Raw genomic sequence first — 25,575 nt, forward strand, 5'->3', positions numbered from 1 at the left:
CCTCACTTAATAATCACGAATATCTAAGGCTAAATGTGACACACAACACACAAAATAAAAACGGTAAATAGAGTAAGGGTTTATGCTGGAAATGATTAGATAGGCGCAAGAATATACGCCTATCTCCACTATAGGTGATTAGTTACCCCAAATTTGCGTGACAAACTCAGGATGATCGATGAATGGATTTCGGTTGCCTTGGAAATCAAACACGGCTTGGTTGCGCTCACGCTCTTTCAACGATACGGGATCCTCTTTGTGCCAACGTTTAAGCATAGTCAGCAGCCAAGGTTCGAACACCGTGGTATTGGTTCCATCGAGAACGGCATCTGAGTTTGCACTGTTTTGTTCCCAGTTGGCGATGACATTTTCATAACGAGTGGCCATGTAGAAGTATGCGCGGGCAAAGTCACCTTTAAACTCGTCGACTGGCTCAAACACGGTGCCGTTGTAACCTAGGCTAGAACTTGCATCACCAAGTTTTGAACCATTACTGGATACGTACGTGCTTGAACCGACTTCTCCGAAAGGCCAGCTACTACGTTTGGCATTAACGTATCCATCTGTGGCAAACAGGTGGTGTCCATCAGAGTTCATTGGCTCAACTTTGCCACCGAACCAGCTCTTAGGGAAAGAGTGCTCACGGTTATAGCAATCGCCTTCTTTGCTGTACTGACCACATTGATCCGTTACTTTCACAAAGCGCGTGACATCGCCAGTTTCGGGCTTTTCTGAGTAGACATCGAGAATCGAACCATCTTTGTCGTAGTAGTTATCAATGTCGGCATCTTTTACTAATGTCCAAATTGCACTGTAACCTTGAGATTGGTGATTATTGATGATGTTGTACAGTGCCGTTTTTAACGCAAAGCCTGTTTTACCTGAAGCGGCTTGATAGTAGCCATCGGTAACCGGTGGGGTTGTCTCACCAAGAGTAAACGGATGAACTTCACTGTAGGTAAACTCACCACCTGATGCCAACGTTTGATTATTAAACGTGAGAACGTATGAGCCATTGCCCGATCGGCAACAGAAACCATCGCCGTATGTGTCGTTAATGGTAAATTGATACTCACCGTCAGTCAGGCAAAGGTTTTTTTCATAAGAGGTGGAATTCTCAAAGCCTGATTCAGACGTAACGATACTGTTATTGCTGTCTTTAATCGTCCAACTGGTTTCTGAGCCGTACTGGTCAGTCGTTAGGGTTAGCTGTAACGAGTTATGCTGACAACTTGAAGTCGGTGGTTCGGTGGTTGGTGTCGGTTGAAAGTTATCTAAATAGACGATCTCTGAACCATCGAAGCCTGTTATATCGTAGAAGCGAACACCAACCTGAATCGTTTTATTGCTAGTCGCGGTATAGCTATGTGTGAGTTCTTGCCACTGGTTTGTTTTGCTTGGATCAGAATATCCTTGGTAACCATCAACAAACAGGCGCGCCTTTACTCTTCCTTCAGTGTGATAAACCGAAACGGAGAATGGATAGCTCTTTCCTTGTTCGACTGAGATGGTTTGCAGCAAATCGGTGTTGCTCTGTGTTGCTGTATTCACGGTAACACCAGCAGACAAGCCGCCTGTTTTTATCGTGTCGCTTGTAGGTGCCAAGCTGATTCCAGAGTCAATTATTGACCAGCTTTCCGGGGTATTGCCATTCCACTGCTCGAAGTCACCGTTTTGGATTTGAGCGGTAGCAATAGGAGAGCAAAGCACTGCAAGTAAGGTTAGGTTTATTGTTTTTGTTGTCATCGTTGTTCTCATTGGATTAATAAATCGATAACAAGATAGTGATTTGGCTGTTGTATGAATTTGATTAACCTCTCAGTTATTATGATTAATACTGATAGTTTTCATAATTTTATGCTGAAGGTCTCACAATCAACAAGTGGGATGAATAAGGAAAAACGCATCGAGTAGAACCAAAAAAAGGAGCGCATAAGCACTCCTTTTGATATTTAAATTGTGATGAAAATTAGCAGATAACTTTCACTGCTAGGCCACCTTGAGAAGTCTCACGGTATTTCGCGTTCATGTCTTTACCTGTCTCTAGCATGGTTTCGATAACCTTATCTAGAGAAACCGTAGGAGCAGAAGAGCGACGTAGAGCCATGCGAGTCGAGTTGATTGCTTTCACCGCAGCAATACCGTTACGCTCGATACATGGAACCTGAACCTGACCTGCAACTGGGTCACAGGTTAGACCTAGGTTGTGCTCCATTGCGATTTCAGCCGCCATACATACTTGCTCTGGGCTACCACCCATTAGCTCAGCAAGACCAGCCGCCGCCATTGAACACGCTACGCCAACTTCACCCTGACAACCAACCTCTGCACCAGAGATGGAAGCGTTACGCTTGTACAGACCACCGATAGCGCCAGAAGCCGCAAAGTAGCGGATGTAGTCTTTCTCAGTGACCGTTTGGATAAACTTGTCGTAGTAAGCAAGAACAGCCGGGATGATGCCACACGCTCCATTAGTTGGTGCAGTCACCACACGGCCACCCGCAGCGTTTTCTTCGTTAACAGCGAAAGCGAACATGTTCACCCAGTCTACAACAGACATAGGATCGTTGGTTGTTTTCTCCGACGTTAGAAGTTGCTGGCGAAGTGCCGCCGCACGGCGAGGCACACGCAGTGGACCCGGCAGAATACCTTCTGTATTCATACCGCGATCCATACATTCACGCATGGTCTTCCAGATGTTAGCGAAGTAAGTACGAGACTCTTCATCAGAGTGCAACGCGGCTTGGTTTTTCATTACTAGCGTGCTGATAGAAAGACCGCTTTCCTTACATTGATTGACCAACTCTTCAGCGGTCGTGAATTCGTAAGGGGCTTTAACTGGATTCTCTTCTTCTTTACCGAAGTTCTCTTCATCAACGATGAAACCACCGCCGATCGAGTAATACGTCTTTGAGTACACTTTTTCGTCATTGATCCATGCGTGGATCTGCATGCCGTTCTCGTGCAGCTCTAGGTTAGTAGTATGGAAATTCATACCACCATCTTTTGGAAACGATACTGTGTGACAGTGCATGCCAACAGGAAGGCGTTCAGTTTCTTCTACGCGAGCGATAAAGCCCGGAATAGAGTCAATATCGACTTTTTCAGGAGTATTGCCAGCAAGACCCATGATGATTGCGATATCTGTGTGGTGACCTTTCCCTGTCAGTGATAGTGATCCATAAACGTCAACGGTAATTTTAGTGATGTCGCGCAATTTTCCCATTGAACGTAAATCATCAATAAATTCTTTACCCGCTTTCATTGGGCCTACAGTGTGTGAGCTTGAAGGACCAACGCCGATCTTATAGATGTCAAAAACACTAATCATATCGATTACCTCAAAAGTAAGCCTCCCAAGGGGGATGGGAGGCTTATTATTATCGTTATATTCTTGGTTTAATCAGACTTTATAAAAGGGTCTAGATTAAAGAGCGCCGTAGATTACAGAAGTAATTGCCGCAATACCACAGATTGCTGTGAAAATCTGTACAGGTGCAGAAGTTTTGTACTTAGCCATTGCTGGAACTTTCTGCATTGCGAATACAGGCATTAGGAACAGGATAGCGGCAATCATTGGTGCACCCATTGTTTCAATCATGCCAAGGATGCTTGGGTTAACGATAGCGACAATCCAAGTTGTTACAACGATGAAGATTAGCGACGCTTTTTCAATCTTGCTTACTGGCGTTTCAGAGCGAGACTTGATTAGACCTACTAGACCTTCATGCGCACCTAGGAAGTGACCGAAGTAGCTAGAAGTGATAGCTGCGAATGCTACCAGCGGACCCATGTAAGAGATAAGTGGAGATTCGTGAACGTTCGCTAGGTAAGAAAGAACAGAGATGTTTTGCTCTTTAGCCATTGCTAGCTGCTCTGGAGACAGTGAAAGTACTACAGAGAATACGAAGAACATTACGAAACCCATTAGCATCATTGCTGCGCCACCAGTGATAGCGTCAGTTTTCTTAACTGCGTTGTCACCGTGAACGCGGCGTTGCTCTTTAGAGAACTGAGAGATTACCGGGCTGTGGTTGAATGAGAACACGATGATTGGGATTGCTAACCAAACAACAGAAGGCATTGAAGACCAGTCTGGTGCAACAGACATCATTGAGCTGTTCCAATCAGGGATTAAGTAGAAAGAAAGCGCAAGTAGGATGAACACCAGTGGGTATACCAGTGCAGATGTCGCTTTCAGCATTAGCTCTTTACCAAACACTACGCCCGCAGTCATTGCAGCGATTAGCGCGCCTGAAAGTAGCGGACGTGGAATAGACTCCATACCCATTTGGTTTACTAGGAAAGAATCAACCGTGTTTGTGATACCAACACCGTAGATAAGTACGATTGGGTAGATAGCGAAGAAGTAAGCAAAAGTGATGATGTTTGCGCCAGTCTTACCAAAATGTTCTTCAACAGTGTCAGTGATATCAGCATCAGGGTTTTTCGCAGAAAGTACGAAACGTGCAAGAGATTTGTGAGCGAACCAAGTCATTGGTGCCGCGATTAGAGCAAGGATAACTAATGGCCAAAAACCGCCAGCACCCGCTTTAATTGGAAGGAAAAGTACGCCAGCACCTACCGCAGTACCGAAAAGTGACAGACACCAGGTGAAATCCTTGTAAGTAAACTTACTAGGAGATTGTGCGGAAGAAACCGCAGAAGTATTAGTATTCATTTTGTGATACTCATTTTTGGGAACAGGAAATAAGTCGGGTGCAATTTTGCATAAAAATCTTGCACAAAAAATAGATCTAAATCATGAATTGATTGGAGTTATAACATGATATGTCAAAAAGGGGTTTTTGGTCACGAAAATGCCGTGCTACTAGTGATTTATGCTAATGCCTGGAATTACTTTTTCTAATGTTGCTCAAAAAAAGTTAGCGCTTGGTTGCAAGAAACCGTTTGCCTTATTGATAGGTAATTAAACTAATGTGAACAGATATTGAACAAAATAAATATTTATTAATATTGATGCATAATGTGTTTCTGCATTGCTTGAATAATTTGTGCCGTCATTCCCCAGATAAAATGATTCTGATAAGAAAGTCCAAACACGCGATGAGAGTAGTTCGCGACTTGGAACTGTTGGCTTCTCAGTTGCTTGCGGTCAAGAACAACAGAGGCGGGCACCTCGAAGACTTCGTCGACTTCATTCGCGTCAATACGTGTTTGATAACCACTGTCAATGAATGCTAAAAACGGTGTCACGCTGAATCGGCTGATCGTAATCAACTCTGGCATTTGGCCAAAAATCGAGATCTTCTGATTGCTTATGCCTATCTCTTCATATGTTTCGCGTAGCGCCGTATTCGATAACGTTTCGTCTTCTACTTCGAACTTTCCTCCAGGAAAACTGACCTGACCAGGGTGGTGCTTAAGGTGTTTAGCGCGCTTGGTGAAAATGATGTTGAGTCCATTCTGTCGTTCGACAAAACCGATCAACACCGAGGCTTTTCTCAACGAGTCATTTTGCAGATGTGAGACGCGCTTTAGAGCCTCATGGTGATAGTCCACGGTTTGGTTTAGCTGAAAATTCTGAATTAATCGATGTTTGTTTAGCTCAGTTAACACGATAACTCCATGTCTTAATTTGAAAAACTTGTTCTTTTGGCTCATGCTCATTAAAGACCAATACATATAGCAAGGATAGCTCAAAATATGAAAGGAATAATCTTTACTGAATTCATGGACCTTGTCGAAGACAAGTTTGGGCTAGAAACATTAAACGAACTTTTGGATGCGGCCGGAGACGATGGTGTCTACACAACGGTTGGTAGTTACGACCACAAAAAGTTAGTCCAACTGATTGTTCAATTAAGTAAAAAAACGGGCATTCCTGCCGAAGACTTACAACGTGTATTTGGTCAAAGTGTTTTCAAGAACCTGCACGCTACTTTGCCAAAGTCCTCTAGTTTAGATAATTGCCAAACAACGTTTCAATTTGTCAGGCTAGTTGAAGACTACATTCATATCGAAGTAAAAAAGCTCTATCAGGAAGCCAACCCACCTAAGTTTGATTTTATCTCTGAAACAGAAACAGCAATGGAATTTGATTACCGAAGTGCCCGATGCATGGCGCATGTTTGTTTGGGATTACTAGAGGGCTGTGCCGCTCATTTTGGCGAATCTATCGCGGTAGAGATGAAAAACCATGACGATCTAGGCAAGGACGTTCGTTTCAAAATAGCTTTAGTAGAGTAGGGATTATGAGCCAAGAGTCTGCTCTTGAACGCAAGTTAGCTCGAGAAATAGCGTCGCGAAAAGCGGCGGAAGAACTATTAGAAAAGAAAAGCTTAGAACTGTATCAAGCCAATGAGCAGTTGAAGCTTGTATTAAGTCAACTGCAAAAGCAAAGCAGTGAAGACCTGAACAAGCTCGAATTTGAGCAACAAATCAATGAAAGCTTACTCCATTTTGGACGCGCATTTCTAAGCCGTACCTTAGATGATGGTTTGGTGTCGAGTTTACTCGAGAGGCTTCGTACCTCGTCCGCGCTGAGTCAGGCTAGTCTATTTTTAGTGCCCAATTTTGTCTCTACTATTGTGGCAACGGATTTTGATGTCGAATGCGAGCGAAGCATTGATCACGTGAAGCCTTACTCAGTGTGGCAAGGCAATGTATTGCGTTTACCATTGGAAGTTGATTACAAAACGGTTGGCGAGATATCCGTTACCTTAGTTAGCGAAGATATCGATCGAGATTTTGTTGTCAGTCAGATGACTTTGGTCGCTGAGCTCCTATGCAGCGCCATTAGTCGACAATTGATTGTTACCAGCAATCAAAAGGCCAGAGCGAGGGCTGAAGAGTCAGAGCGCTCAACCAAAGAGTTCGTCGCCATGATTAACCATGAGCTGCGCACGCCCCTCAATGGACTGCTGGGCAGTGCAGAGCTTTTGGCCGATACCAGTTTGGATGGTGAACAATCAGTATTGCTTAACAATCTTATTCACTCAGGTGGCCTTTTGCGTCACATTATTAATGACATTTTAGACTTCAGTAAAATGAGTGCCGGCATGATGGAGCTGATCCCCACTCGTTTCGATTGGCGCGACATCCGAGATATGCTCACCGGTGTATTTGAGCCGCGAGCCAATGAAAAAGGTATTGGCTTTAACCTTATTGAGCTGAATCCAATGCCAGAGGCGTTTATCGGCGATAGAGAACGTATTAGCCAAGTGTTGGTTAACTTGGTTGGCAATGCGATTAAGTTTACTCATCAAGGGAGTGTCTCCATTGAGACGGATTGGCAAGAAGGGCAAGTTTCGTTTCGAGTTCGTGATACTGGCATCGGAATCGACCAAGAATCTATGGCACAACTGTTCGACCCGTTTGTACAAGCAGACAGAACGGCCAAACGGAACTACGAAGGAACGGGGCTCGGGCTGGCGATTTGTAAACGCTTGGTAGAAATGATGAAAGGTGAGTTGACGGTGGTCAGCAGCAAAGGGGTAGGCAGCGAATTTAGAGTCAAAATACCTTTAACAACGGCGAAGGCAAGCAACGCAGATATGGAACAAGTCGTTCAAGAAGCAAAAAACAAAGTGTTAGACAATCTCAATATCCTGGTCGTCGATGACATCAGAATGAATCAGGTCATTATCAACCAGATGTTGAAAAAGTTTTCCATCACGCCAGATATCGCTGCCAATGGCATTGAGGCGATAAAAGCGGTAACCGAAGCGGATTACGATTTAGTGTTTATGGATTGTAGAATGCCCGAGATGGATGGCTTCGAAGCAACAGAGTATCTGCGCGAACAGCGCTATACATTGCCAATTATTGCGCTGACGGCAGGCACAACACTCGAAGAGCGTGAAAAGTGTATTCTTTGTGGAATGGACGACATTCTAACTAAACCGTATACCGCGCAGGATTTGAAGCTGATGCTTGAAAAGTGGACCGCCTAGCCTTCGCAAGCATCATTTCATCAACAACTGATTAGCTCGCCAAAACGGGCAAAATTCGGCTCAGCTTGTCTAACGTTTCTTGATATTCGGCCTCACACTGGCTATCGGCAACGAGGCCTCCACCTGCCCACACATGCAGTTTTCCTTGTTCTGCCACTAAGGTACGAATGGTGATACTGGTATCCATTCTGCCGTGTCGACTGATGTATCCAATGCTGCCACAGTAGGCGCTGCGTCGATGTGGCTCCAGCTCTTCAATGATCTCCATTGCTCGGATTTTCGGCGCGCCAGTAATGGAGCCTCCAGGGAAACTGGCTCTTAGCAAGTCGGTCGCAGTGAATTGCGTATCCAGTTCGGCGCGAATGGTGCTTACCAAGTGGTGAACCGCCGGAAAGCTTTCAATATCAAACAACTTAGGCACATGAACACTGCCAGGCTTAGCCACTCGACCCACATCGTTACGCAGTAGGTCAACGATCATCAGATTTTCCGCCTGATCTTTTTCTGCCGTCGCCAAATCGTTAGCGGCGGCTTGGTCTTCTGCTTTATCGCTAAATCTAGGTCGTGTTCCTTTGATGGGCTTTGTTTCAATCAAAGCATCTTTCACTTGCAGAAAACGCTCTGGAGAAACACTCAAAATCGCGCCTTGCTCTGTACGAACAAATGCAGAGAAAGGTCCTTGGTTTACTGATTCAAGTTTTTGATAAGCTTGCCACTCACTACCTTGATAGGGAGCATAAAATCGCTGCGCTAGATTGATTTGATAACAATCACCTGAAAGAAGGTATTCTTGCACTTGACCAAATTTCTCGGCGTAGCTCTTTTGGGTCATGTTTGACTGCCACTCACCCAGTAAGCGGAACGCTTGGTTTGGTTGGCTCGCCTGTGCAGTGAGCCAGGCATAGTAGCCTTCGGTGTTAGTGCCAACCACGAATGCCTGTTCGTTTTCGTGGTCTACAACGATAGCCGTCGCATACAATCCTACCGCCATATCCGGCGTGGCGAGATCGTGTTGAGCAATACAAGGTATCGTCTCAACTCGGCGACCAAGATCATAGGAGAAGTAGCCAAGTGCCCCGCCAACAAAAGGCAGTTCGCCGCTATACTGACAGGATGGAAGCCACTGCTCCGTTTGCTGTTGCAATAGAGTGAATGGATCGGCTGATGACTCAAATATCTGTTCTGGGTTGGAAACTGATGTTGAATCTCCAGATGTGGTCAGCGTCACGATAGGGTTAACAACCAATATGTCGAAGCGACTATCACAATGGGTGCGAGACGGAGAACTTAACAACATAGCCCATGGTAAGTGCTGAACTGGCTCAAACAGGGTTTTTGCTAGGTCCTTTTGGTAAATAATCGGCTTGATTTCTAAGCAATTTGGCGCGTTGTTATTCATTTGTTTAATTTGTGACAAAGAGATCGTTCACTGCATGGTAACAGAGGGAAAGCAAGAGTATCATATTGCCAACCCAAGCCGCTACTGAAGACGTTGAATAATAAAAAGGAGTTGTCAGCCTTGAACAATTGCTCATGGAAGCAAGCGATTCAGTAGAAGGTTCGTAAAGGAAGCATAACTATAAAGAGGCATGCAATGACGGTAATTCGCAAGCAGGATGTGATCAGCAGTGTCGCTGATGCACTTCAGTATATTTCTTACTACCACCCTCTAGACTTTGTTCAAGCCCTGGAAAAAGCCTATCACAAAGAAGAGAGCCAAGCGGCGAAAGACGCCATTGCTCAAATCTTAATTAACTCACGTATGTCAGCTGAAGGACATCGCCCAATTTGTCAAGATACGGGTATCGTTACTTGTTTTGTTAACATCGGTATGGGCGTTGAGTGGGACTCAACGGACATGACGGTACAACAAATGGTTGATGAAGGCGTTCGTCAGGCGTACAACAATCCAGATAACCCATTACGTGCTTCGGTACTGATGGATCCTGCCGGCAAGCGAATTAATACCAAAGACAACACTCCAGCTGTGGTACATATTAATATGGTGCCGGGCAACACCGTTGAAATTCAAATCGCAGCGAAGGGCGGCGGTAGTGAAAACAAGACCAAAATGGTGATGTTGAACCCGTCTGATGATATCGCTGAATGGGTAGAGAAAACCTTGCCAACAATGGGCGCAGGTTGGTGTCCGCCGGGTATGCTTGGTATCGGAATTGGTGGTACTGCAGAAAAAGCGGCGGTACTAGCGAAAGAGTCCTTGATGGAACATATCGACATTCAAGAGCTGATTGAGCGTGGCCCTGAGAATGCAGAAGAAGAGTTGCGTCTTGATATCTTTAATCGCGTTAACAAGCTTGGTATCGGAGCCCAGGGGCTTGGCGGCTTGACGACTGTGGTTGATGTAAAAATCAAAACCGCGCCAACGCATGCTGCGTCTAAGCCAGTATGTTTGATTCCAAACTGTGCAGCGACACGCCACGTCCACTTTACTCTTGATGGTTCGGGCCCAGCAGACCTGACGCCACCTAAGCTTGAAGAGTGGCCAGATATCACATGGGAAGCCGGGGCTAACACTCGTCGTGTAAACCTTGATGAAGTGACCCAGCAAGACGTTGAACAGTGGAAGACTGGTGAAACGGTTCTACTTTCAGGCAAAATTCTGACTGGCCGTGATGCGGCGCATAAGCGTATTCAAACGATGCTGCAAAATGGTGAAGGTTTACCAGAAGGCGTCGACTTCAAAGGTAAATTTATCTATTACGTCGGCCCAGTTGATGCGGTGGGTGATGAAGCCGTCGGGCCAGCAGGTCCAACAACGTCAACTCGCATGGACAAGTTCACAGACATGATGCTGGAAGAAACCGGCATTATGGGCATGATCGGTAAAGCGGAACGTGGTCCTGCAACGGTTGAGTCGATTAAAAAGCATAAAGCGGTGTACTTAATGGCGGTAGGTGGTGCGGCTTATCTGGTTGCTAAAGCGATCAAAAAAGCTCGCGTGGTCGCTTTTGAAGACCTAGGTATGGAAGCCATCTACGAGTTTGAAGTCGAAGATATGCCAGTTACCGTGGCAGTGGATTCTGAGGGTGCCAATGCTCACCAAATTGGCCCAGATACTTGGAAAGTGAAAATTCAAGAGATGGAATCTTAGTCTTAGTAGTGAGACTAATTAAAACAACCGCTTGAGTTAGCAAACATTTGACAAAGGTGCAGGTATTCCTGCACTTTTTGTCTATATACTCTAAAAATCTCATTTTATACGTCAGGAGCAACAATGCCTCGTTTTATTCAAATCTTACAGCTGATCATTGCAGCGGTAGTCGGTGTGTTCGTCGGCTACGATATTATCCTTCACGGTATCAGCATCTTTGATGAAAAATACGTCACCATTACGTGTGTGTTGTTTGGTTTGCTAGAGATCGCTCTGTTTGTTATTTACAAGCTAATAGAAGACGATTAACCGCCCCAAGTCTCTGATTGTTAAAAAGCCCTTGATGTTGATCGAGGGCTTTTTTGTTCATCTTTGATTAAGATTGATATCAGTAATATGACGTTGAAGTTTCAACTAAGAGAATGTGAATGAAGAGAATTACTCAAGAAGTGAATGACTTTATTAATCGCAGTGTCGATTCGCATGTCCGAGTCGCGGTAACCGGGTTATCACGAGCGGGTAAAACGGCGTTTATCAGTTCACTGGTCAACCAGCTTCTTCATACCTCAACACATGACAACTTGCCGTTACTTGCCGCAGCGCGAGATAAGCGTTTAATTGGCGCTAAACGTGAGCCGCAATCCAATATGATGGTTCCTCGTTTTGCTTATGATGACGCTATGCACTCTTTGCATAGTGAGCCCGCGCAGTGGCCAGAGCCAACTCGAGATGTGAGTGAAATTCGCTTAGCGCTTAAGTACAAACCAAACAAAACGGCAAAAAAACTGTTTAAGAGTACTGCGACACTTCACATCGATATCATTGATTATCCGGGTGAATGGCTACTCGATCTGCCCCTGTTGGACTTAGATTTCCACCAATGGTCGCAGAGTCAGTATGCGGCGATGAAGGGCATACGTGAAGAGTTGGCCAGCGAGTGGTTAACTGAGGTCGAGCTGCTGGATTTAAACGCTGAGCTGAATGAAAAACAGCTTGGTCACATCTCTGACCTTTACACGCAGTACTTGTATCGTTGTAAAGAGGCGGGGCTCCACTGGGTTCAACCGGGGCGTTTTGTCTTACCCGGTGAGCTCGAAGGAGCGCCTGTATTGCAATTTTTCCCGTGCCTATTCGACGCCGAGCAAAAGGTCGTCAAGGGTTCGAACTTGGCGATGTTAAAAGCACGCTATGAAGAATATCAGCAAAAAGTGGTGAAGGCGTTTTATAAGCATCACTTCTCGACGTTTGACCGACAAATCGTGTTGGTCGATTGCCTGCAACCACTAAATGCAGGGCACGAATCGTTTCACGATATGCGAGATGCGTTAGAGCAAATCATGCACAGCTTCCGCTATGGTCGAAGTAATGTGCTTAAGCGACTCTTTGCCCCACGAATCGATAAGGTCCTGTTTGCTGCGACCAAGGCTGATCACGTTACCCCAGAGCAACACCCAAACTTGGTCTCCTTGTTACAACAGATGGTGCACCCAGCTTGGCAAAATGCTTCTTATGAAAACATAGAAATGAGCTGCATGACGATGGCATCAATCCAAGCCACGCAGACAGGGTTTATCGGCAAAGGGGAACAAGCTGTTCCTGCGATTCAAGGAACAACGCTCGCTGGTGAACCGATGACCGTATTTCCGGGCGAAGTACCAAAAAAACTGCCAAATCAACAATACTGGCAGCAGCAAGGGTTTGAATTTACGGCGTTTAGGCCACAAAGTTCAAAGCTGGATGAGCCTCAACCCCATATTCGTATGGACAAAGCGTTGGAATTTTTGATTGGAGATAAGCTGAAATGAGCCACAACTCAGAAATGAATCTCAAACAGAAACAGGTGTTTAAAGAAGCCCTATCGGATGAAGCTCAGCAAGATCACGATGAATTGACTGCGCAAATGCAATTTACTCAACAAGATCAGTTTGTTCCAATGCAAGTGGATGCTTCAGACAGCGAGCAACAAGTCGAACAGCAGCTTGAGCAGGTGATTCGGCCAAAAACGGGCTCTAAATGGTTAGTAACAGGGTTGCTAACCTCATTTGCCGCTCTGGTGGGCTGGCAAGCTGTAGACACTCTAATTATTGCGTTACAAACGTCAGATTGGCTGGCACTTGGTTGGGCGGGCTTTATCGCCGCGATCGCCAGTTTGGGCATTGGTGCGATGGGCAAAGAGTTGTGGAAGTTACGTAAACTTCGCGGCCATTTTAGCATTCAAGAGCAAAGTGAAGCGTTAATCGCGAGCAACAGTATTGGCCAAGGCAAAGCGTTTTGTGAATCGATAGCCAAGCAAAGTGGCATCGTTAAGGAATCACCTAGTTACGATCGTTGGGCTAATAGCGTTCAGCCAGCGCACAGTGATGCGGAAGTCCTTGATATGTACGATGCGATGGTCATTGCTGAGCAAGATAAAAAAGCGACTAAAATTGTTTCACAACATGCGACGGAATCGGCGGCTTTGGTAGCGATTAGCCCATTAGCGATTGCCGACATGCTGCTAGTGGCATGGCGTAACTTTAAGATGATCGACAACTTGGCCGAGGTTTACGGCGTGGAGCTTGGATACTGGTCACGACTCAAATTGTTTAAAGCGACCTTGGTGAATATGGCTGCAGCGGGTGCTAGTGAACTTGCCGTCGATGCCAGTATGGATTTGATGTCGATGGATCTCGCGGGCAAGGTGTCTACGAGAGCAGGGCAAGGTTTAGGTGTTGGAATATTAACCGCGCGGCTAGGCCTAAAGGCGATGTCTTTATTGCGCCCGATTCCTTGGCATCAAGACCGCCGAGTGAAACTTGGCTCAATCAGAAAGCAAATCGTAGAAAAAATCGCCGCGATAACAATCAAATAGTGCGAATGTGAAGCAAGTATTACCGCTTTGCTTGACGAGGATCTAGGCTTAGGGGAAACTACTGTCAACTTTTCGTGACACCTTAGTTAGGAACTTATCTGTGCGTCTAGAAGTTTTTTGTGAAGACAGACTTGGTCTGACTCGTGAACTCCTCGATATTCTTGCTTCCAAGAGCATCGATCTACGTGGCATTGAAATTGATGTTACGGGCATTATTTACCTTAACTGCCCTGACATCGATTTTGATACCTTCAGCGAACTCATGGCCGAGATACGCCGCATTTCAGGTGTCAAAGACGTTCGAAAAATTCAGTTCATGCCGATTGAGAGGCACAACACTGAGCTGATTTCTCTGCTCAATAGCCTTCCCGAGCCAGTACTGGCGATCGACCTTAAAGGCAATGTTGATATGGTTAACCATGCGGCGATGAGTTTGTTTCATCAGGATCAACAAGAGATCATCGGTCATCCGGTCTCTACTCTGTTGCCAAGCTTCAATTTTGCTAAGTGGAGTGAAAACAGTAATACTCGCCAGCGCGAAAACATCGTACTTGGTGGATTAGATTATGTGCTAGAAGTTATGCCAGTCTACATCGAAGGCGAAGCGAGCGAGTCTATTCTTGCAAGTACGGTAATGATGATTCGATCAGCGCAAGAGAAACACATCTTCGACGATACCTTACCTCTTCACAACAATCTGGGTTTTGAACATTTTGTTGGTGTTTCTAACCGACATAAAGCTCTGATCAGCCAAGCTAAAAAGCTCTCAATGCTAGACCAACCACTTCTTATACAAGGGGAAACAGGTACAGGTAAAGAGATGCTAGCGCGCGCTTGTCACAATCGATCCAATCGTTCAGCTAACCCATTTTTGGTTCTGAGCTGTGCTTCAATGCCTGATGATGTTGCGGAAACTGAGCTATTTGGTCATGCTCCGGGTTCTTTTAATCACGAGCAAGGGCATAAAGGCATTTTCGAACAAGCGAATGGTGGCACTGTATTCCTAGATGAAATCGGGGAAATGAGTCCTCACTTGCAGATCAAGCTGTTGCGACTTCTGCAGGATGGTACTTTCCGCCGAGTGGGTGAAGAGGATGAGATACACGTTGATGTGAGAGTGATTGCCTCTACCCGCCATCACCTTGCTGATTTGGCAGAGTCTGGCAGTTTCCGTGAAGATCTTTTCTATCGTTTGAATGTCCTCACTTTGATCATTCCGCCGCTGCGTGAACGCTCGAACGATATTGCCCCTTTACTGGACTTATTTGTATCCAAGTATGTGAAGCAGCTAGGTATTAACAAGCCGCAACTGAGCGAGAACCTAATCGATCAGTTGGTCAGTTATCAATGGCCAGGCAACATGCGTCAGCTCGAAAACATGGTACTGCGTGCGTTGACTGAGCTCGAATCAGATATGTTAGACGCAGACTTGTTCCACCTTCCACAACTTGAGTCCGCATCGGCCAACTTACCAACGATAAACCTTGACGGCTCTTTAGATGAAATTATGAAAGAGTATGAATCTCAAGTGTTGGAGCGTCTTTATCAGTCTTTCCCATCCAGCCGAAAACTGGCCAAGCGTTTGAATGTTTCCCACACCTCTGTTGCGAACAAGTTACGAGAGTATGGAATTAGGAAAGGCTAATGGAGCGAGTGAGCACACCTCAGCAAGTGTTTGAGTGCGATGATGACATCATTGTTCGTACCGCAGAACCTACTGATGGCCAATTGATATGTGATTATTTTTTTGCCAATCGAGAGCACCTTAAACCTTGGGAGCCTAAGCGAGAGGAGGCCTTTTATACTGTCGCAGGTTGGACTCAACGGTTAATAAAATTGCATGAGTTACATCGGATGGGACTCGGTTATTATCTGATCATTCTCGATAGTGAAACCGGTGAGATGCTCGGGACAGTTTCGTTCAGTAATATCTCGCGCTTTCCTTTCCATGCGTGCAATGTTGGCTACTCACTGGCCCATGATGCCGTTGGACGCGGGGTAATGACTCGTGCGCTTAAGCTTGCCGTCAACTACATGTTCTCAGTGCAAAACATACACCGGATTATGGCGGGGTATATGCCACGTAACCTTCGCAGTGAAGCTGTCTTACAGCGTGTAGGGTTTGCCCGTGAAGGTTTTGCTAAAGATTACCTTCTTATTAACGGTAAATGGGAAGATCACAATCTTACCGCTTTAGTTAACCCGGATTGGAGAGAAGCGTGATGAGTCGATTAGAGCAGCAGTTGTCTCTGCTGATGGAGCTTGACCAATTAAAATCGGTGCTGCGTAGAACGCGAGTAAAAAGTGCGCAAGGAAGATTAGAAAATAGCGCAGAGCACAGTTGGCATGTCGCGCTGATGGCTATTCTTATGGAAGAGCATGCCAATGAGCCAGTAGAGATTGCCCGCGTGGCTAAGATGTTACTTTTGCATGATATTGTCGAGATTGATGCGGGTGACACTTTTGTTTACGATGCAGTCGCGTCTGCACAACAGGAAGAGAAAGAGCTCGCGGCAGCACAGCGTATGTTTGGCATGTTACCTAACGAGCAGGGGAGTGCTTTAATGGCGCTTTGGCAAGAGTTTGAACGCGGGCAAAGTGCAGATGCAAAATTTGCTAAAGCTTTGGATCGTATCATTCCAATGTTGCTCAACTACCACAATCAAGGTCAAAGCTGGCAGGAGCATAACGTCACTCGCGCTCAAGCTTTGACTGTGAATAAAAAAATTGAACTAGGCTCTGATGCTTTGTGGGAAAAAGCAAAGCAAATGATAGAAGAAGCTACGGAAAAAGGCTGGCTGAAAGCGTAATTAGCTAGCTTAACGAGGATTATAAATGTCGTATCTCACTTTGGATCAATACCAAAGAAAATGGATTTTCACTCATCAATCTATGCCCGTTCCTGAGCAGGATTTGGTCGCCATTAAACCAATGGACCAAGCTCGCGCTTCTCAGCTTTGGAAAGAAAATATTAGTGCGCAAAGCCCTGATGCGGATCGACTTAGCTCGAGTGATTGGCCAATGCGACAAGAGAACTGGAAAGAGAGCGTAGATTGGATGGCGGCTTGGGAGTCAGAAGATGAATCTCTGCCGCAAGAAATCTTATCGTTTCTGGATTGGCAGGATGATGTGACGATGTATTTTTGCTATGAAAAGTACAATGTGATTGAAACTAAATGGTCTATTTTCAAGAAGCATTGGAAGAATTTCTTGTTCTATGATGATGGTCCGATTCTGATTGGCCGTCGACGAGCTGAAGCACTTTGGTTCGACACGAATGGCAGCGTGAAACTCGGGCAACGAAAATAGTCAAAGCAGGCGCGAGCCTGCTTTTTTTATACCGTTTTCACGACTTGACTTAAATGGAGTAAAAGTTTGTACGCACTTTCTCCCGACATGCTGTAAGGATCGAACTGCTTACTCACTGAATATTTCATGTTGATCGGTGTTGTCATTGCTACCTCTGGAATATAGCCCATACTCCAATCACCAAACTCTCGCTCTGAGACTTCTCGGTAGTCAAGCAGGAGAATGTTTTGATGGCGACGATCATTTAATATTCGGTGGTAGATTTCATTCACTCTCAATCGAGAGCCTTCCAAACACTGAAGAAAGTAATTTCGATTAAATAACAGTGCGCCTGTGACGTCGACAGAGGCGTTGTGCTGCTTAGCTGTATCGAGAATTTGACTGATGTCAGACTCTGTATTCCCTTTGCTAATGGTGCTTGCATACACTAATCGGACTAGAAACATCCTGTTCCCTCACATTAAGAATGGTATTTTAATTATATGCTACTAGTGGTATAGATCGAGGAAGAAAGCAGGATTGGTTAAACGATGAATCAAACAACAGCTCAATAAGAGCCATGGATCAAGAATAGCGATTGATCGGCGGATAAGATCAAATTAGATCTTTTAACCATATGAATTGTAAAGAGTAAGCCCATAGAAAAACTGTGACTTTATGCCCATTTTTTCCACTTTCCTTTGCGCAAGTAATGTAATTTGGTATCATTTTTTAGACATTATGAAATTAGAGCTACTATTTATCTAAATTATCAGTTAAGAGCAGGAAATCTAGTGGAATCGAACAAAGCGCAACTAAGAAAAGACTTCTATGCCCAGATTAGCCATCTGCAGGCGTACTCTTTGCCGCAAACTAAGCCCACACTTTCTCTTTTAACTGAAGAAGAACTGCTCGAGCTAGAATCATTATGGGTAGAGCTATCTGTTTGGAAGAAGAAACAGAACCACTAGCAGTAAAAGAGTAACTCTGAACCATAACCCCAGTACAAAACTGGGGTTTTTTATTGCTTCAATCTCGAATTGTTATAATGTAACATCCGATTGTTACATTATAACAAAAGTGATCTAATCATTGATTTCTCAAGTATGAGTCCCCATAGTTAGACGGAGAAGAGATTTCTACCATGATAGAAATGGAAACAAGCAAGATTCAAGTGAGCATGAATATGGCGGAAGTAAGAGCCAGAGTAGATTTTAAAGTAGGATCGAAAAGTGATATCGATGCTGAGATCCTTTCATTCAGAGGTCTCAAAACCGACAAAGAGCACGTAGCGGTTATTTTTAAGAAAGCGGATCAAACCCAAGCGTCACCTCTGGTGAGAATGCACTCTGAGTGTTTAACGGGTGATGTTTTCCATTCATCGCGTTGTGATTGTGGTGAGCAGCTTGAGGAAACCATCAACCGCATGGGTGAATCAGGTGGCATTATTCTTTATCTGCGCCAAGAAGGCCGTGGTATTGGGCTTTACAATAAAATCGATGCATACGAGCTGCAAAGTCAGGGAATGAACACTTACGAAGCAAATAACCACTTAGGTTTTGGTGATGACTTGCGCGACTTTACTGAAGCTGCTCAAATGCTCAAAGCGCTCGGTGTTGAAAAAATTCACCTCGTCACGAACAACCCGAAAAAGATCCGTGAACTGCAAGAACATGGCATTGAAATCGACAACGTTGTCAATACCTCTGCGCATGTTAAAGATGGAAATGAAGGCTACTTGCAGGCCAAAGTATCGCACGGTAAGCATAACTTGAAGCTGTAAAGCCTTTTGAAATCAATGTTGATAAAAGCCTCACTTTTGTGAGGCTTTTTTTGTATAAGCCTTGCAAATAAATTGTAAATTTGTATGATTGCTGCCTGATAGTGTAAATGATAATAATTAACACTAATAAATAAAAACGATTATTAAGCTCAACAAGGATGCTTTTCAATGAATGTAAAAACTCTATTAGCGCAATCTGTAGCTGCTTCTCTTCTGCTTGCAAGCAGTTCTGCGTTCGCGGCTAAAGTGACGCAAGAACAGGTTGTTGAACACTACGCAGACGTTGCTCATGCAGTGTTTGAAGATTCTCTAGTTACCGCGAAACAGCTAGAGAAAACCATCGAATCCTTCCTTGCTGCGCCTTCTGCTGCAAAGTTTGAAGAAGTGAAACAAGCTTGGCTTGAATCTCGCGTACCTTACCAACAGTCTGAAGTTTTCCGTTTTGGTAACGCGATCGTTGATGATTGGGAAGGTCAACTTAATGCATGGCCACTAGATGAAGGCCTAATCGACTATGTTTCAGCGGATTACCAATACGAGCTAGGCAACGAAGGCGCAAGCGCTAACATCGTTGCGAACAAACAGCTTAAAATTGGTGCGACTACGCTAGACGTTGCTGAACTTACACCTGCAGCAATCGCTGATCTAAACGAAGTGGGTGGCTCTGAAGCAAACGTTGCATCTGGCTATCACGCAATTGAGTTCCTTCTATGGGGACAAGATCTCAATGGCACTAGCGCTGGTGCAGGTCAACGTGCATACACGGACTTTGTCGTAGGCGCAGAGTGTACAAATGGCAACTGTGACCGTCGCGGTGAGTACCTAAAAGCGACAGCGGAACTGCTTGTTCAAGATCTAGAGTGGATGGAAAAGCAGTGGTCTGCAGACGAGAAAGGTAACTACCGTGCAGAGCTTCTAGCGGATTCTGCTGAAAATGGTCTGCGTAAAATGCTATTTGGTATGGGCTCTCTATCTCTAGGTGAGCTTGCTGGTGAGCGTATGAAAGTCGCTTTAGAAGCGAACTCTACCGAAGATGAGCACGATTGTTTCTCTGATAACACGCATAACTCGCACTACTACAATGAGCAAGGCATCTACAACGTATACACTGGTTTGTACAAGCGTCAAGATGGCACTCTAGTGTCTGGTCCAAGCATCAACGATCTAGTCGCGCAGAAAGATAAGCAAGCAGCACAAGAAATCCAAAAGCAGTTTGATACAACTCGTGCTCAAGTAGGTCAACTAGTGACATCAGCGGAGAAAGAAGGTGAGTTCTTCGATCAGCTAATTGCTTCTGGTAATGCTAAAGGTAACGCCTTAGTAAACGAAACGATCATGTCTCTTGTTGCGCAAACGACTCAAATCGAGCGCGCAGCGAAAATCGTTGGTATCAACAGTCTGAACCCAGACACTGCTGACCACGAATTCTAATTCGACTCGTTTAAGAACAAGGGCTCCCTATGAGCCCTTTTTGTTGTTTTTATAACCTTACATTTATTGAGAATATTTCTTATTTGAACATCGCAGTTGAGTAAGGTGTAGCGTAGAGCTCCAAGATATGAAGTTGTTTAAAAAGTCCTCTGTTGCATTAATGCTGTTAGCCAGTGCGTCCGCTTCTGCATACGACGTGAAGTCTGGTGGTGGTACCTCTGTTAAAAAAGACGGCGCAAATGCCTATTCCATGCCTGCCGGCAATCTTCCAATGACAAAGCGATTAGATTTTAGCGTTGGTAACAGTTTCTTCCGTAATCCTTGGGTGCAGGCGCCAGCTTCGACTGATGCTCGCGATGGCCTCGGACCTCTATTCAATACCAACGGTTGTCAAAACTGCCACATTAAAGATGGTCGTGGTCATCCACCTGAAAAAAATGACCTGCACGCAGTGTCGATGTTGGTTCGTCTCAGTATTCCGGCGATGACTGCGGAACAGAAAAAAGCGTTTATCAAAGATGGGGTTATTCCTGAACCAACATACGGTGGTCAGCTGCAAGACTTTGCTTTACAAGATCAAACGCCTGAAGGGCAGATCAATATCACTTACACAGATGTTCCGGTCACCTTTAAAGATGGCACGACAGTAACTCTACGCCAGCCTCACCTTAAGATCACTGAACTCGGTTATGGTGAGATGCATCCAGATACGCAATTCTCTGCTCGCGTTGCACCGCCAATGATTGGTTTAGGGTTACTAGAGAGTATCCCGAATGAAACGTTGATCGCATGGGCCGATGAACACGACAAAAACAACGATGGTATTTCTGGAAAAACCAACATGGTTTGGGATGTGCAAAGTAACGACTTCGCCATTGGTCGCTTTGGTTGGAAAGCGGGTCAACCTACGCTGATGCAACAGAATGCCGCCGCTTTTAATGGTGACGTAGGTTTAACTAGCAACCTATTCCCGAATGAAAACTGTACATCAAAGCAAACTTTATGTGATGACTTACCAAACGGCGGAAGACCTGAAGTTAGCGACAACGTGCTGGATTTCGTCGAGTTCTACTCGCAGCATTTAGCGGTTCCAATTCGTCGTAATGTAAAGGACCCTCAGGTAAAACTTGGTCAATCTTTGTTTGCCAAAGCTGGCTGCGACAGTTGTCATAAGACCGACGTAAAAACAGGGGCTCGAGAAGATCTGCCGGCATTGTCCAATCAAACGATACACCCATACACCGATTTGCTTTTGCATGACATGGGTGAAGGTTTGGCTGACAACCGCCCAGAGTACTTGGCGAACGGCCGCGAGTGGCGTACCGCGCCTTTATGGGGTATTGGTTACACAGAAGAGGTGAATGGTCATACCTACTTCCTGCACGATGGTCGTGCACGTAACTTGTTGGAAGCTGTGCTGTGGCATGGTGGTGAAGCGGAGCCAGCAAAGCAAACGGTCTTAACATTTACTAAAACTGAACGTGATGCACTTGTTGCCTTCTTGAACTCGTTATAAGGATCAATCATGAAATCTATTACGATGACCACAATGGCAACCTTGTTGCTTACCACATTTGGTTGCCAATCAACGAGCCAATATGCGCGCAGTGCAGAACAAACCACACACGCCAGTCAGGCGGTGTACCAAGTTGAGTTTGACGCTGCTGAGAACTTTGCCCAGCAGGCCGATCGTCTACATAGTGAGTTGGTCGGTTATTGCGCGCAAGAAACCGAACTTTCCTCAGTGAAACAGCAATGGCATCAAACTATGGTGAGTTGGATGGCGCTGCAAGGCCAAGAGCGGGGTCCTGAACAAGCGCTAGCGCAGAGTTGGAATGTTCAATTTTGGCCTGATAAAAAGAATACCACTGGCCGTAAAATGGCGAGCTTGATTGCGACTGATAAGCAGTGGTCAGCAGAACAAATTGCTGAGCAGAGTGTCACGGTACAAGGTCTAGGGTCGATAGAATGGTTGTTATACGATAATGCCTCAACCTTAAGTCAATCCGCGGGCACTTGCCAAACAGCGAGTGCAATCAGCCAAAACCTGACTAATAACGCCGAGAAAATCGCAACCGCTTGGCAGAGTAACCCTTGGAAAGCTTTAGATGATAAAGCTTGGGTTTCTGAGTACATTTCGCTGTTATCTAATCAGCTAGAATACGGCATGAAGAAAATGAGTCGCCCTCTAGCAAACTTTGGTAAACCTCGCCCATACTTTGCTGAATCTTGGCGCTCAAAGACGTCGATGGAAAACCTGAAAGCCAATGTTGAAGCGATGCAAGCTCTCTACCTAGCGAATGGGCAAGGCTTAGATAATCTCCTTCGTGAACGCGGTAAGGAGCAACTTGCCGATAGTATTACGCAACAATTTGTGATGACGATTGAGACATGGCCACTAGATCAGAGCCTGTTTGATTTGTTGCAATCGAAAGATGGATACCGAATAGCTTATTCAAATTACAATAAATTAGAGCAACTTAAGTATCTAATTCACGAAGAAGTCGCAATAGAACTTGGTGTTGTTATAGGATTTAATGCAACTGATGGTGACTAATAATACCCGTCGAACACTTCTAAAAGCAGCGCTGTTTGGCGCTGCTTCTCCGATTCTGCCATTTGGTTGTGCTTCGACATCGGCAAGCTCTACTCCTGCTCTGATTGGCTGCTCAATCAAAGGGCGTGACAAGTTTTCTGCCGTGGTGGCAGACGAATATGGTCATCCCATTCGCCAGATCCCATTACCAGACCGGGGCCATGGTGTTGCGACCAACTCGACACTTCACCATGCGGTGGCATTTGCTCGCCGTCCGGGTACGTTTTTTGTGGTCTTTGATTACCTGTCAGGAGAGGTAGTGAAGTTATATCCCGCGTCCAAACAGCGACACTATTATGGTCATGGAGTTTACTCCAACGATGGTCAGTGGTTGTATGCAACGGAAGGGGAGCGAGGAAGCAGTCGAGGCATTATCGGTGTCTATGATGTGAAAGCAGGCTATGAAAAAGTTGCTGAGTTTACGGGCTTTGGCTTGGGGCCACATGAAGTGATAGTGATGCCAGATGACTCGTTAGCTATTGGTGTTGGCGGAGTTCACACCAACGGCCGTGAGCCTTTGAACTTAGACTCTATGACGCCAAGCTTAAGTTACCTTGACCGAAACGGTGAACTGATTGGCCAATATGGGTTAGGTGACCAGCACCTGAGTATTCGTCACTTAGCTCATGACGGTGATAAAACGGTGTTATGTGGCCAGCAGTATAGGGGTGAACCGGACGAGTACCCTCCACTGTTAGCAATGCACACTCAAGGTGGGGAGGTGATATCACTGCAAGCTGAGCCAGAGCAGTGGGCAAGGTTTAACCATTATATTGCCAGTATTGCAGCAACAGATGAGTGGATCTTAGCAACGTCTCCACGTGGAAATTGTTACGGTATTTGGTCAAAAACCACGCAAGAGTTGGTGGAGTTAGCGCCGTTACCGGATGCTTCTGGTGTCGTGGCTCGTGAAGGTTTTTTCCGTGTTAGTTCTGGCGCTGGTGGTGTGATTACTCAATACCGTCCAGAATATAAAACTCGTATTCAGTCTGGTGTTCAATGGGATAACCACTGGTCAGCTATCGTTTAAAGGCTCCAATTTGTAAGGTGAATTTCAACTGATTGAATATTCGACGTTTATATTGAATTCTTAAAAACAAGTCACACTATTCTATGTGATGTCTGCCATACTTTCTCCTATAGTTCAAAAAAGGGCAGTGTAATGCGGTTGGTAAGATCTTGGTTGTTGGTAATGTGCTTGTTTCCTCTACAAGCCTTTGCCTCTGAATATTTTCATCAAATAGGGTGGACGAGTGAAGATAGCAAGTTGAACAGCTTGCTTCAGTATCCGTCTGTCATGGAAGATATTTACCGAGAAAATGGCGAACAGATGATCTGGTTTGATCTTCAACAGGGGAGCAGTCTAGAATTTCAACTCGAAGTCATCCAACATGCTGGATTCAGCCCGCTTTTTTCTCGTCAGCTAAGCTACCTGCAGTTTTACCGTAAAAGCAACCGCTGGTTTGAGTATGACCTGCTCGCAACAGATACGCTGCTCTTGTATTTGAATTACGCCGAGCGGGCTAAGGTTAGCGGTAGCGAATGGTATTTTGAGCAAAATCTCTCACAACCTTTGCTTCCATCGTTAGAGAGTGCGGTTTTCGCTCTCAAACGCGCAGTGACAAACCATCAAATGGCCGAGCTAATTGAAGCGTATACACCCGATTCATCTGAGTATCAGCAGTTAATCGATACGTATTTGCACATTGTTAAGTTTCAAAAACAGAGAATTGCTCCCGTTGCCGAAAGAGGCGTTATCCGTCCAGGAGATAAGCTGGTAGACAAAGCGGTGCTGCTAGCTCGTCTAGAAGTGGTTGATGTTGACTTGACGGATGTTGACCGCACTGCTGCCTTTTACGATAAAAGCTTAGTTCCTGCTATTAAGCAGTTCCAACAACTTCATGGCCTTAATCCAGATGGGATTATTGGCCCGCAAACATTGAAGTGGCTTAATCTGTCGCTATCATCCCGTCTCTCAACGTTAGCATTGAATGCAGAACGTGTCCGCTACTGGCCTTCTGAGCACGACTCCATCATTGTTGTTAATGTACCCAGTTATGAAATGACTTATTGGCATGACGGAAAGGCCGTATTCGAATCTAAAGTCGTGGTGGGTCGAAAAGCCAGACCGACGCCGTTGATGGTGACAAACCTAGATACGCTGATCCTCAACCCGACATGGAATGTGCCTTGGACCATAATGGTAGAAGATATCATTCCTAAAATTCAAAAAGATCCAGAGTATATTACTAAGCAACATATTGAGATCTTACCGAAGTGGGGTTCAAAAGAACGCATTGACCCATTAGAAATTGATTGGGAATCGCTAAACCCTAAAGCTTTTCCGTACCGCATGACGCAGATGTCAGGCAGTCGCAACGCACTTGGTTTATATAAGTTCAACACGCCCAATAACCGCGCCATTTATCTTCATGATACACCAAGTAAAGGGTTGTTTAGTCAGCCAAAACGAGCGTTCAGCTCAGGTTGTATTCGAGTGGAGAACGCAGATGTTTTCGCCTCGCGTCTGTTAGAAGTTCAGGGTTTGGCAGAAACGAAACTGGAAGTTTCAGAGGATAAGACGAATAAGAAAATCCC

23 protein-coding genes are annotated in these 25,575 nt (G+C 45.3%); 17 read left to right on the top strand and 6 right to left on the bottom strand.

Annotated elements, in window-relative coordinates; translation table 11 throughout:
• Positions 1-138: 138 nt before the first annotated feature.
• The 4 genes from RH45_RS10380 to RH45_RS10395 all read right to left on the bottom strand — a co-directional run bounded on the left by RH45_RS10380 (position 139) and on the right by RH45_RS10395 (position 5,580).
• Positions 139-1,746: an endonuclease gene (locus tag RH45_RS10380; protein WP_008076794.1), complete on the bottom strand. Its 1,608-nt coding sequence runs from the start codon at positions 1,744-1,746 to the stop codon at positions 139-141.
• 223 nt (positions 1,747-1,969) lie between these two features.
• Positions 1,970-3,331, bottom strand: coding sequence for an L-serine ammonia-lyase (locus tag RH45_RS10385; RefSeq protein WP_008076795.1), 1,362 nt, complete (start codon positions 3,329-3,331; stop codon positions 1,970-1,972).
• Positions 3,332-3,427: 96 nt separating this feature from the next.
• Complete coding sequence (locus tag RH45_RS10390; RefSeq protein ID WP_008076796.1) at positions 3,428-4,681, bottom strand: aromatic amino acid transport family protein; 1,254 nt, start codon at positions 4,679-4,681, stop codon at positions 3,428-3,430.
• A gap of 290 nt (positions 4,682-4,971) precedes the next feature.
• On the bottom strand, positions 4,972-5,580 hold the full coding sequence (locus tag RH45_RS10395) for a CoA pyrophosphatase (protein WP_008076797.1): 609 nt from the start codon (positions 5,578-5,580) through the stop codon (positions 4,972-4,974).
• An 87-nt stretch (positions 5,581-5,667) separates the two neighbouring features.
• Between RH45_RS10395 and RH45_RS10400 the strand changes: the two genes are divergently transcribed.
• Both RH45_RS10400 and RH45_RS10405 read left to right on the top strand, forming a co-directional pair.
• Positions 5,668-6,210 carry a heme NO-binding domain-containing protein gene (locus RH45_RS10400; RefSeq protein ID WP_008076798.1) on the top strand — a complete coding sequence of 181 codons (543 nt, stop codon included), beginning with the start codon at positions 5,668-5,670 and terminating at the stop codon, positions 6,208-6,210.
• A 5-nt stretch (positions 6,211-6,215) separates the two neighbouring features.
• A complete protein-coding gene (locus RH45_RS10405; RefSeq protein ID WP_008076799.1) occupies positions 6,216-7,916 on the top strand; it encodes an ATP-binding protein in 1,701 nt (566 codons plus the stop codon).
• A gap of 31 nt (positions 7,917-7,947) precedes the next feature.
• Here the strand turns inward: RH45_RS10405 and pabB are convergent, their stop codons facing one another.
• Positions 7,948-9,315: an aminodeoxychorismate synthase component 1 gene (pabB, locus tag RH45_RS10410; RefSeq protein ID WP_008076800.1), complete on the bottom strand. Its 1,368-nt coding sequence runs from the start codon at positions 9,313-9,315 to the stop codon at positions 7,948-7,950.
• Between the two features lie 195 nt (positions 9,316-9,510).
• Between pabB and RH45_RS10415 the strand changes: the two genes are divergently transcribed.
• The 8 genes from RH45_RS10415 to RH45_RS10450 all read left to right on the top strand — a co-directional run bounded on the left by RH45_RS10415 (position 9,511) and on the right by RH45_RS10450 (position 17,188).
• Positions 9,511-11,028 (top strand): fumarate hydratase, encoded by a 1,518-nt coding sequence (locus RH45_RS10415; RefSeq protein WP_008076801.1) that lies wholly within the window; start codon positions 9,511-9,513, stop codon positions 11,026-11,028.
• Between the two features lie 123 nt (positions 11,029-11,151).
• Positions 11,152-11,337, top strand: coding sequence for a hypothetical protein (locus RH45_RS10420; RefSeq protein ID WP_008076802.1), 186 nt, complete (start codon positions 11,152-11,154; stop codon positions 11,335-11,337).
• 119 nt (positions 11,338-11,456) lie between these two features.
• Positions 11,457-12,833, top strand: coding sequence for a YcjX family GTP-binding protein (locus RH45_RS10425; protein ID WP_008076803.1), 1,377 nt, complete (start codon positions 11,457-11,459; stop codon positions 12,831-12,833).
• Entirely contained in the window at positions 12,830-13,879 is a 1,050-nt protein-coding gene (locus RH45_RS10430) for a YcjF family protein (protein WP_008076805.1), read from the top strand. Before RH45_RS10425 ends, RH45_RS10430 begins: the two co-directional genes overlap by 4 nt.
• A gap of 100 nt (positions 13,880-13,979) precedes the next feature.
• On the top strand, positions 13,980-15,524 hold the full coding sequence (gene tyrR / locus RH45_RS10435) for a transcriptional regulator TyrR (protein WP_008076807.1): 1,545 nt from the start codon (positions 13,980-13,982) through the stop codon (positions 15,522-15,524).
• Positions 15,524-16,102 (top strand): ribosomal protein S5-alanine N-acetyltransferase, encoded by a 579-nt coding sequence (rimJ, locus tag RH45_RS10440; RefSeq protein ID WP_008076809.1) that lies wholly within the window; start codon positions 15,524-15,526, stop codon positions 16,100-16,102. Before tyrR ends, rimJ begins: the two co-directional genes overlap by 1 nt.
• The gene (locus tag RH45_RS10445; RefSeq protein ID WP_008076810.1) at positions 16,102-16,689 is read left to right on the top strand and encodes an HD domain-containing protein; all 588 of its coding nucleotides are present in this window, start codon (positions 16,102-16,104) and stop codon (positions 16,687-16,689) included. The genes rimJ and RH45_RS10445 overlap by 1 nt, the downstream gene beginning before the upstream one ends.
• 25 nt (positions 16,690-16,714) lie before the next feature.
• A complete protein-coding gene (locus tag RH45_RS10450; RefSeq protein WP_008076811.1) occupies positions 16,715-17,188 on the top strand; it encodes a DUF2947 domain-containing protein in 474 nt (157 codons plus the stop codon).
• 26 nt (positions 17,189-17,214) lie between these two features.
• On the opposite strand, the gene RH45_RS10455 is transcribed toward RH45_RS10450, so the two are convergent.
• Positions 17,215-17,634: a BLUF domain-containing protein gene (locus tag RH45_RS10455; protein ID WP_008076812.1), complete on the bottom strand. Its 420-nt coding sequence runs from the start codon at positions 17,632-17,634 to the stop codon at positions 17,215-17,217.
• Between the two features lie 327 nt (positions 17,635-17,961).
• Between RH45_RS10455 and RH45_RS23545 the strand changes: the two genes are divergently transcribed.
• From RH45_RS23545 to RH45_RS10490, 7 genes are all read left to right on the top strand, one after another.
• The gene (locus RH45_RS23545) at positions 17,962-18,138 is read left to right on the top strand and encodes a hypothetical protein (protein ID WP_008076813.1); all 177 of its coding nucleotides are present in this window, start codon (positions 17,962-17,964) and stop codon (positions 18,136-18,138) included.
• A 173-nt stretch (positions 18,139-18,311) separates the two neighbouring features.
• Positions 18,312-18,950 (top strand): GTP cyclohydrolase II, encoded by a 639-nt coding sequence (locus tag RH45_RS10465; RefSeq protein WP_008076814.1) that lies wholly within the window; start codon positions 18,312-18,314, stop codon positions 18,948-18,950.
• A gap of 168 nt (positions 18,951-19,118) precedes the next feature.
• The gene (locus RH45_RS10470) at positions 19,119-20,381 is read left to right on the top strand and encodes an imelysin family protein (protein WP_008076815.1); all 1,263 of its coding nucleotides are present in this window, start codon (positions 19,119-19,121) and stop codon (positions 20,379-20,381) included.
• A gap of 127 nt (positions 20,382-20,508) precedes the next feature.
• Complete coding sequence (locus tag RH45_RS10475; protein ID WP_008076816.1) at positions 20,509-21,897, top strand: di-heme oxidoreductase family protein; 1,389 nt, start codon at positions 20,509-20,511, stop codon at positions 21,895-21,897.
• Positions 21,898-21,906: 9 nt separating this feature from the next.
• Entirely contained in the window at positions 21,907-22,938 is a 1,032-nt protein-coding gene (locus tag RH45_RS10480; RefSeq protein ID WP_008076817.1) for an imelysin family protein, read from the top strand.
• Positions 22,919-24,007, top strand: coding sequence for a DUF1513 domain-containing protein (locus RH45_RS10485; protein ID WP_008076820.1), 1,089 nt, complete (start codon positions 22,919-22,921; stop codon positions 24,005-24,007). The genes RH45_RS10480 and RH45_RS10485 overlap by 20 nt, the downstream gene beginning before the upstream one ends.
• Positions 24,008-24,139: 132 nt before the next feature.
• The coding region (locus tag RH45_RS10490; RefSeq protein WP_039958501.1) for a L,D-transpeptidase family protein at positions 24,140-25,575 on the top strand (1,436 nt) is incomplete at its 3' end.

Source organism: Vibrio sinaloensis DSM 21326, assembly GCF_000189275.1.
Taxonomy (GTDB): domain Bacteria; phylum Pseudomonadota; class Gammaproteobacteria; order Enterobacterales; family Vibrionaceae; genus Vibrio; species Vibrio sinaloensis.

Bases quoted from the DNA above. Each gene is read 5' to 3' on its own strand.
- RH45_RS10380 (WP_008076794.1), bottom strand. From the start codon at position 1,746: ATGACAACAAAAACAATAAACCTAACCTTACTTGCAGTGCTTTGCTCT.
- RH45_RS10415 (WP_008076801.1), top strand. From the start codon at position 9,511: ATGACGGTAATTCGCAAGCAGGATGTGATCAGCAGTGTCGCTGATGCA.
- RH45_RS10455 (WP_008076812.1), bottom strand. From the start codon at position 17,634: ATGTTTCTAGTCCGATTAGTGTATGCAAGCACCATTAGCAAAGGGAAT.
- RH45_RS10390 (WP_008076796.1), bottom strand. From the start codon at position 4,681: ATGAATACTAATACTTCTGCGGTTTCTTCCGCACAATCTCCTAGTAAG.
- RH45_RS10420 (WP_008076802.1), top strand. From the start codon at position 11,152: ATGCCTCGTTTTATTCAAATCTTACAGCTGATCATTGCAGCGGTAGTC.
- RH45_RS10450 (WP_008076811.1), top strand. From the start codon at position 16,715: ATGTCGTATCTCACTTTGGATCAATACCAAAGAAAATGGATTTTCACT.
- pabB (WP_008076800.1), bottom strand. From the start codon at position 9,315: ATGAATAACAACGCGCCAAATTGCTTAGAAATCAAGCCGATTATTTAC.
- RH45_RS10405 (WP_008076799.1), top strand. From the start codon at position 6,216: ATGAGCCAAGAGTCTGCTCTTGAACGCAAGTTAGCTCGAGAAATAGCG.
- RH45_RS10485 (WP_008076820.1), top strand. From the start codon at position 22,919: ATGCAACTGATGGTGACTAATAATACCCGTCGAACACTTCTAAAAGCA.
- RH45_RS10385 (WP_008076795.1), bottom strand. From the start codon at position 3,331: ATGATTAGTGTTTTTGACATCTATAAGATCGGCGTTGGTCCTTCAAGC.
- RH45_RS10475 (WP_008076816.1), top strand. From the start codon at position 20,509: ATGAAGTTGTTTAAAAAGTCCTCTGTTGCATTAATGCTGTTAGCCAGT.
- RH45_RS10465 (WP_008076814.1), top strand. From the start codon at position 18,312: ATGATAGAAATGGAAACAAGCAAGATTCAAGTGAGCATGAATATGGCG.
- RH45_RS10480 (WP_008076817.1), top strand. From the start codon at position 21,907: ATGAAATCTATTACGATGACCACAATGGCAACCTTGTTGCTTACCACA.
- RH45_RS10430 (WP_008076805.1), top strand. From the start codon at position 12,830: ATGAGCCACAACTCAGAAATGAATCTCAAACAGAAACAGGTGTTTAAA.
- RH45_RS10400 (WP_008076798.1), top strand. From the start codon at position 5,668: ATGAAAGGAATAATCTTTACTGAATTCATGGACCTTGTCGAAGACAAG.
- rimJ (WP_008076809.1), top strand. From the start codon at position 15,524: ATGGAGCGAGTGAGCACACCTCAGCAAGTGTTTGAGTGCGATGATGAC.
- RH45_RS10445 (WP_008076810.1), top strand. From the start codon at position 16,102: ATGAGTCGATTAGAGCAGCAGTTGTCTCTGCTGATGGAGCTTGACCAA.
- RH45_RS10470 (WP_008076815.1), top strand. From the start codon at position 19,119: ATGAATGTAAAAACTCTATTAGCGCAATCTGTAGCTGCTTCTCTTCTG.
- RH45_RS10425 (WP_008076803.1), top strand. From the start codon at position 11,457: ATGAAGAGAATTACTCAAGAAGTGAATGACTTTATTAATCGCAGTGTC.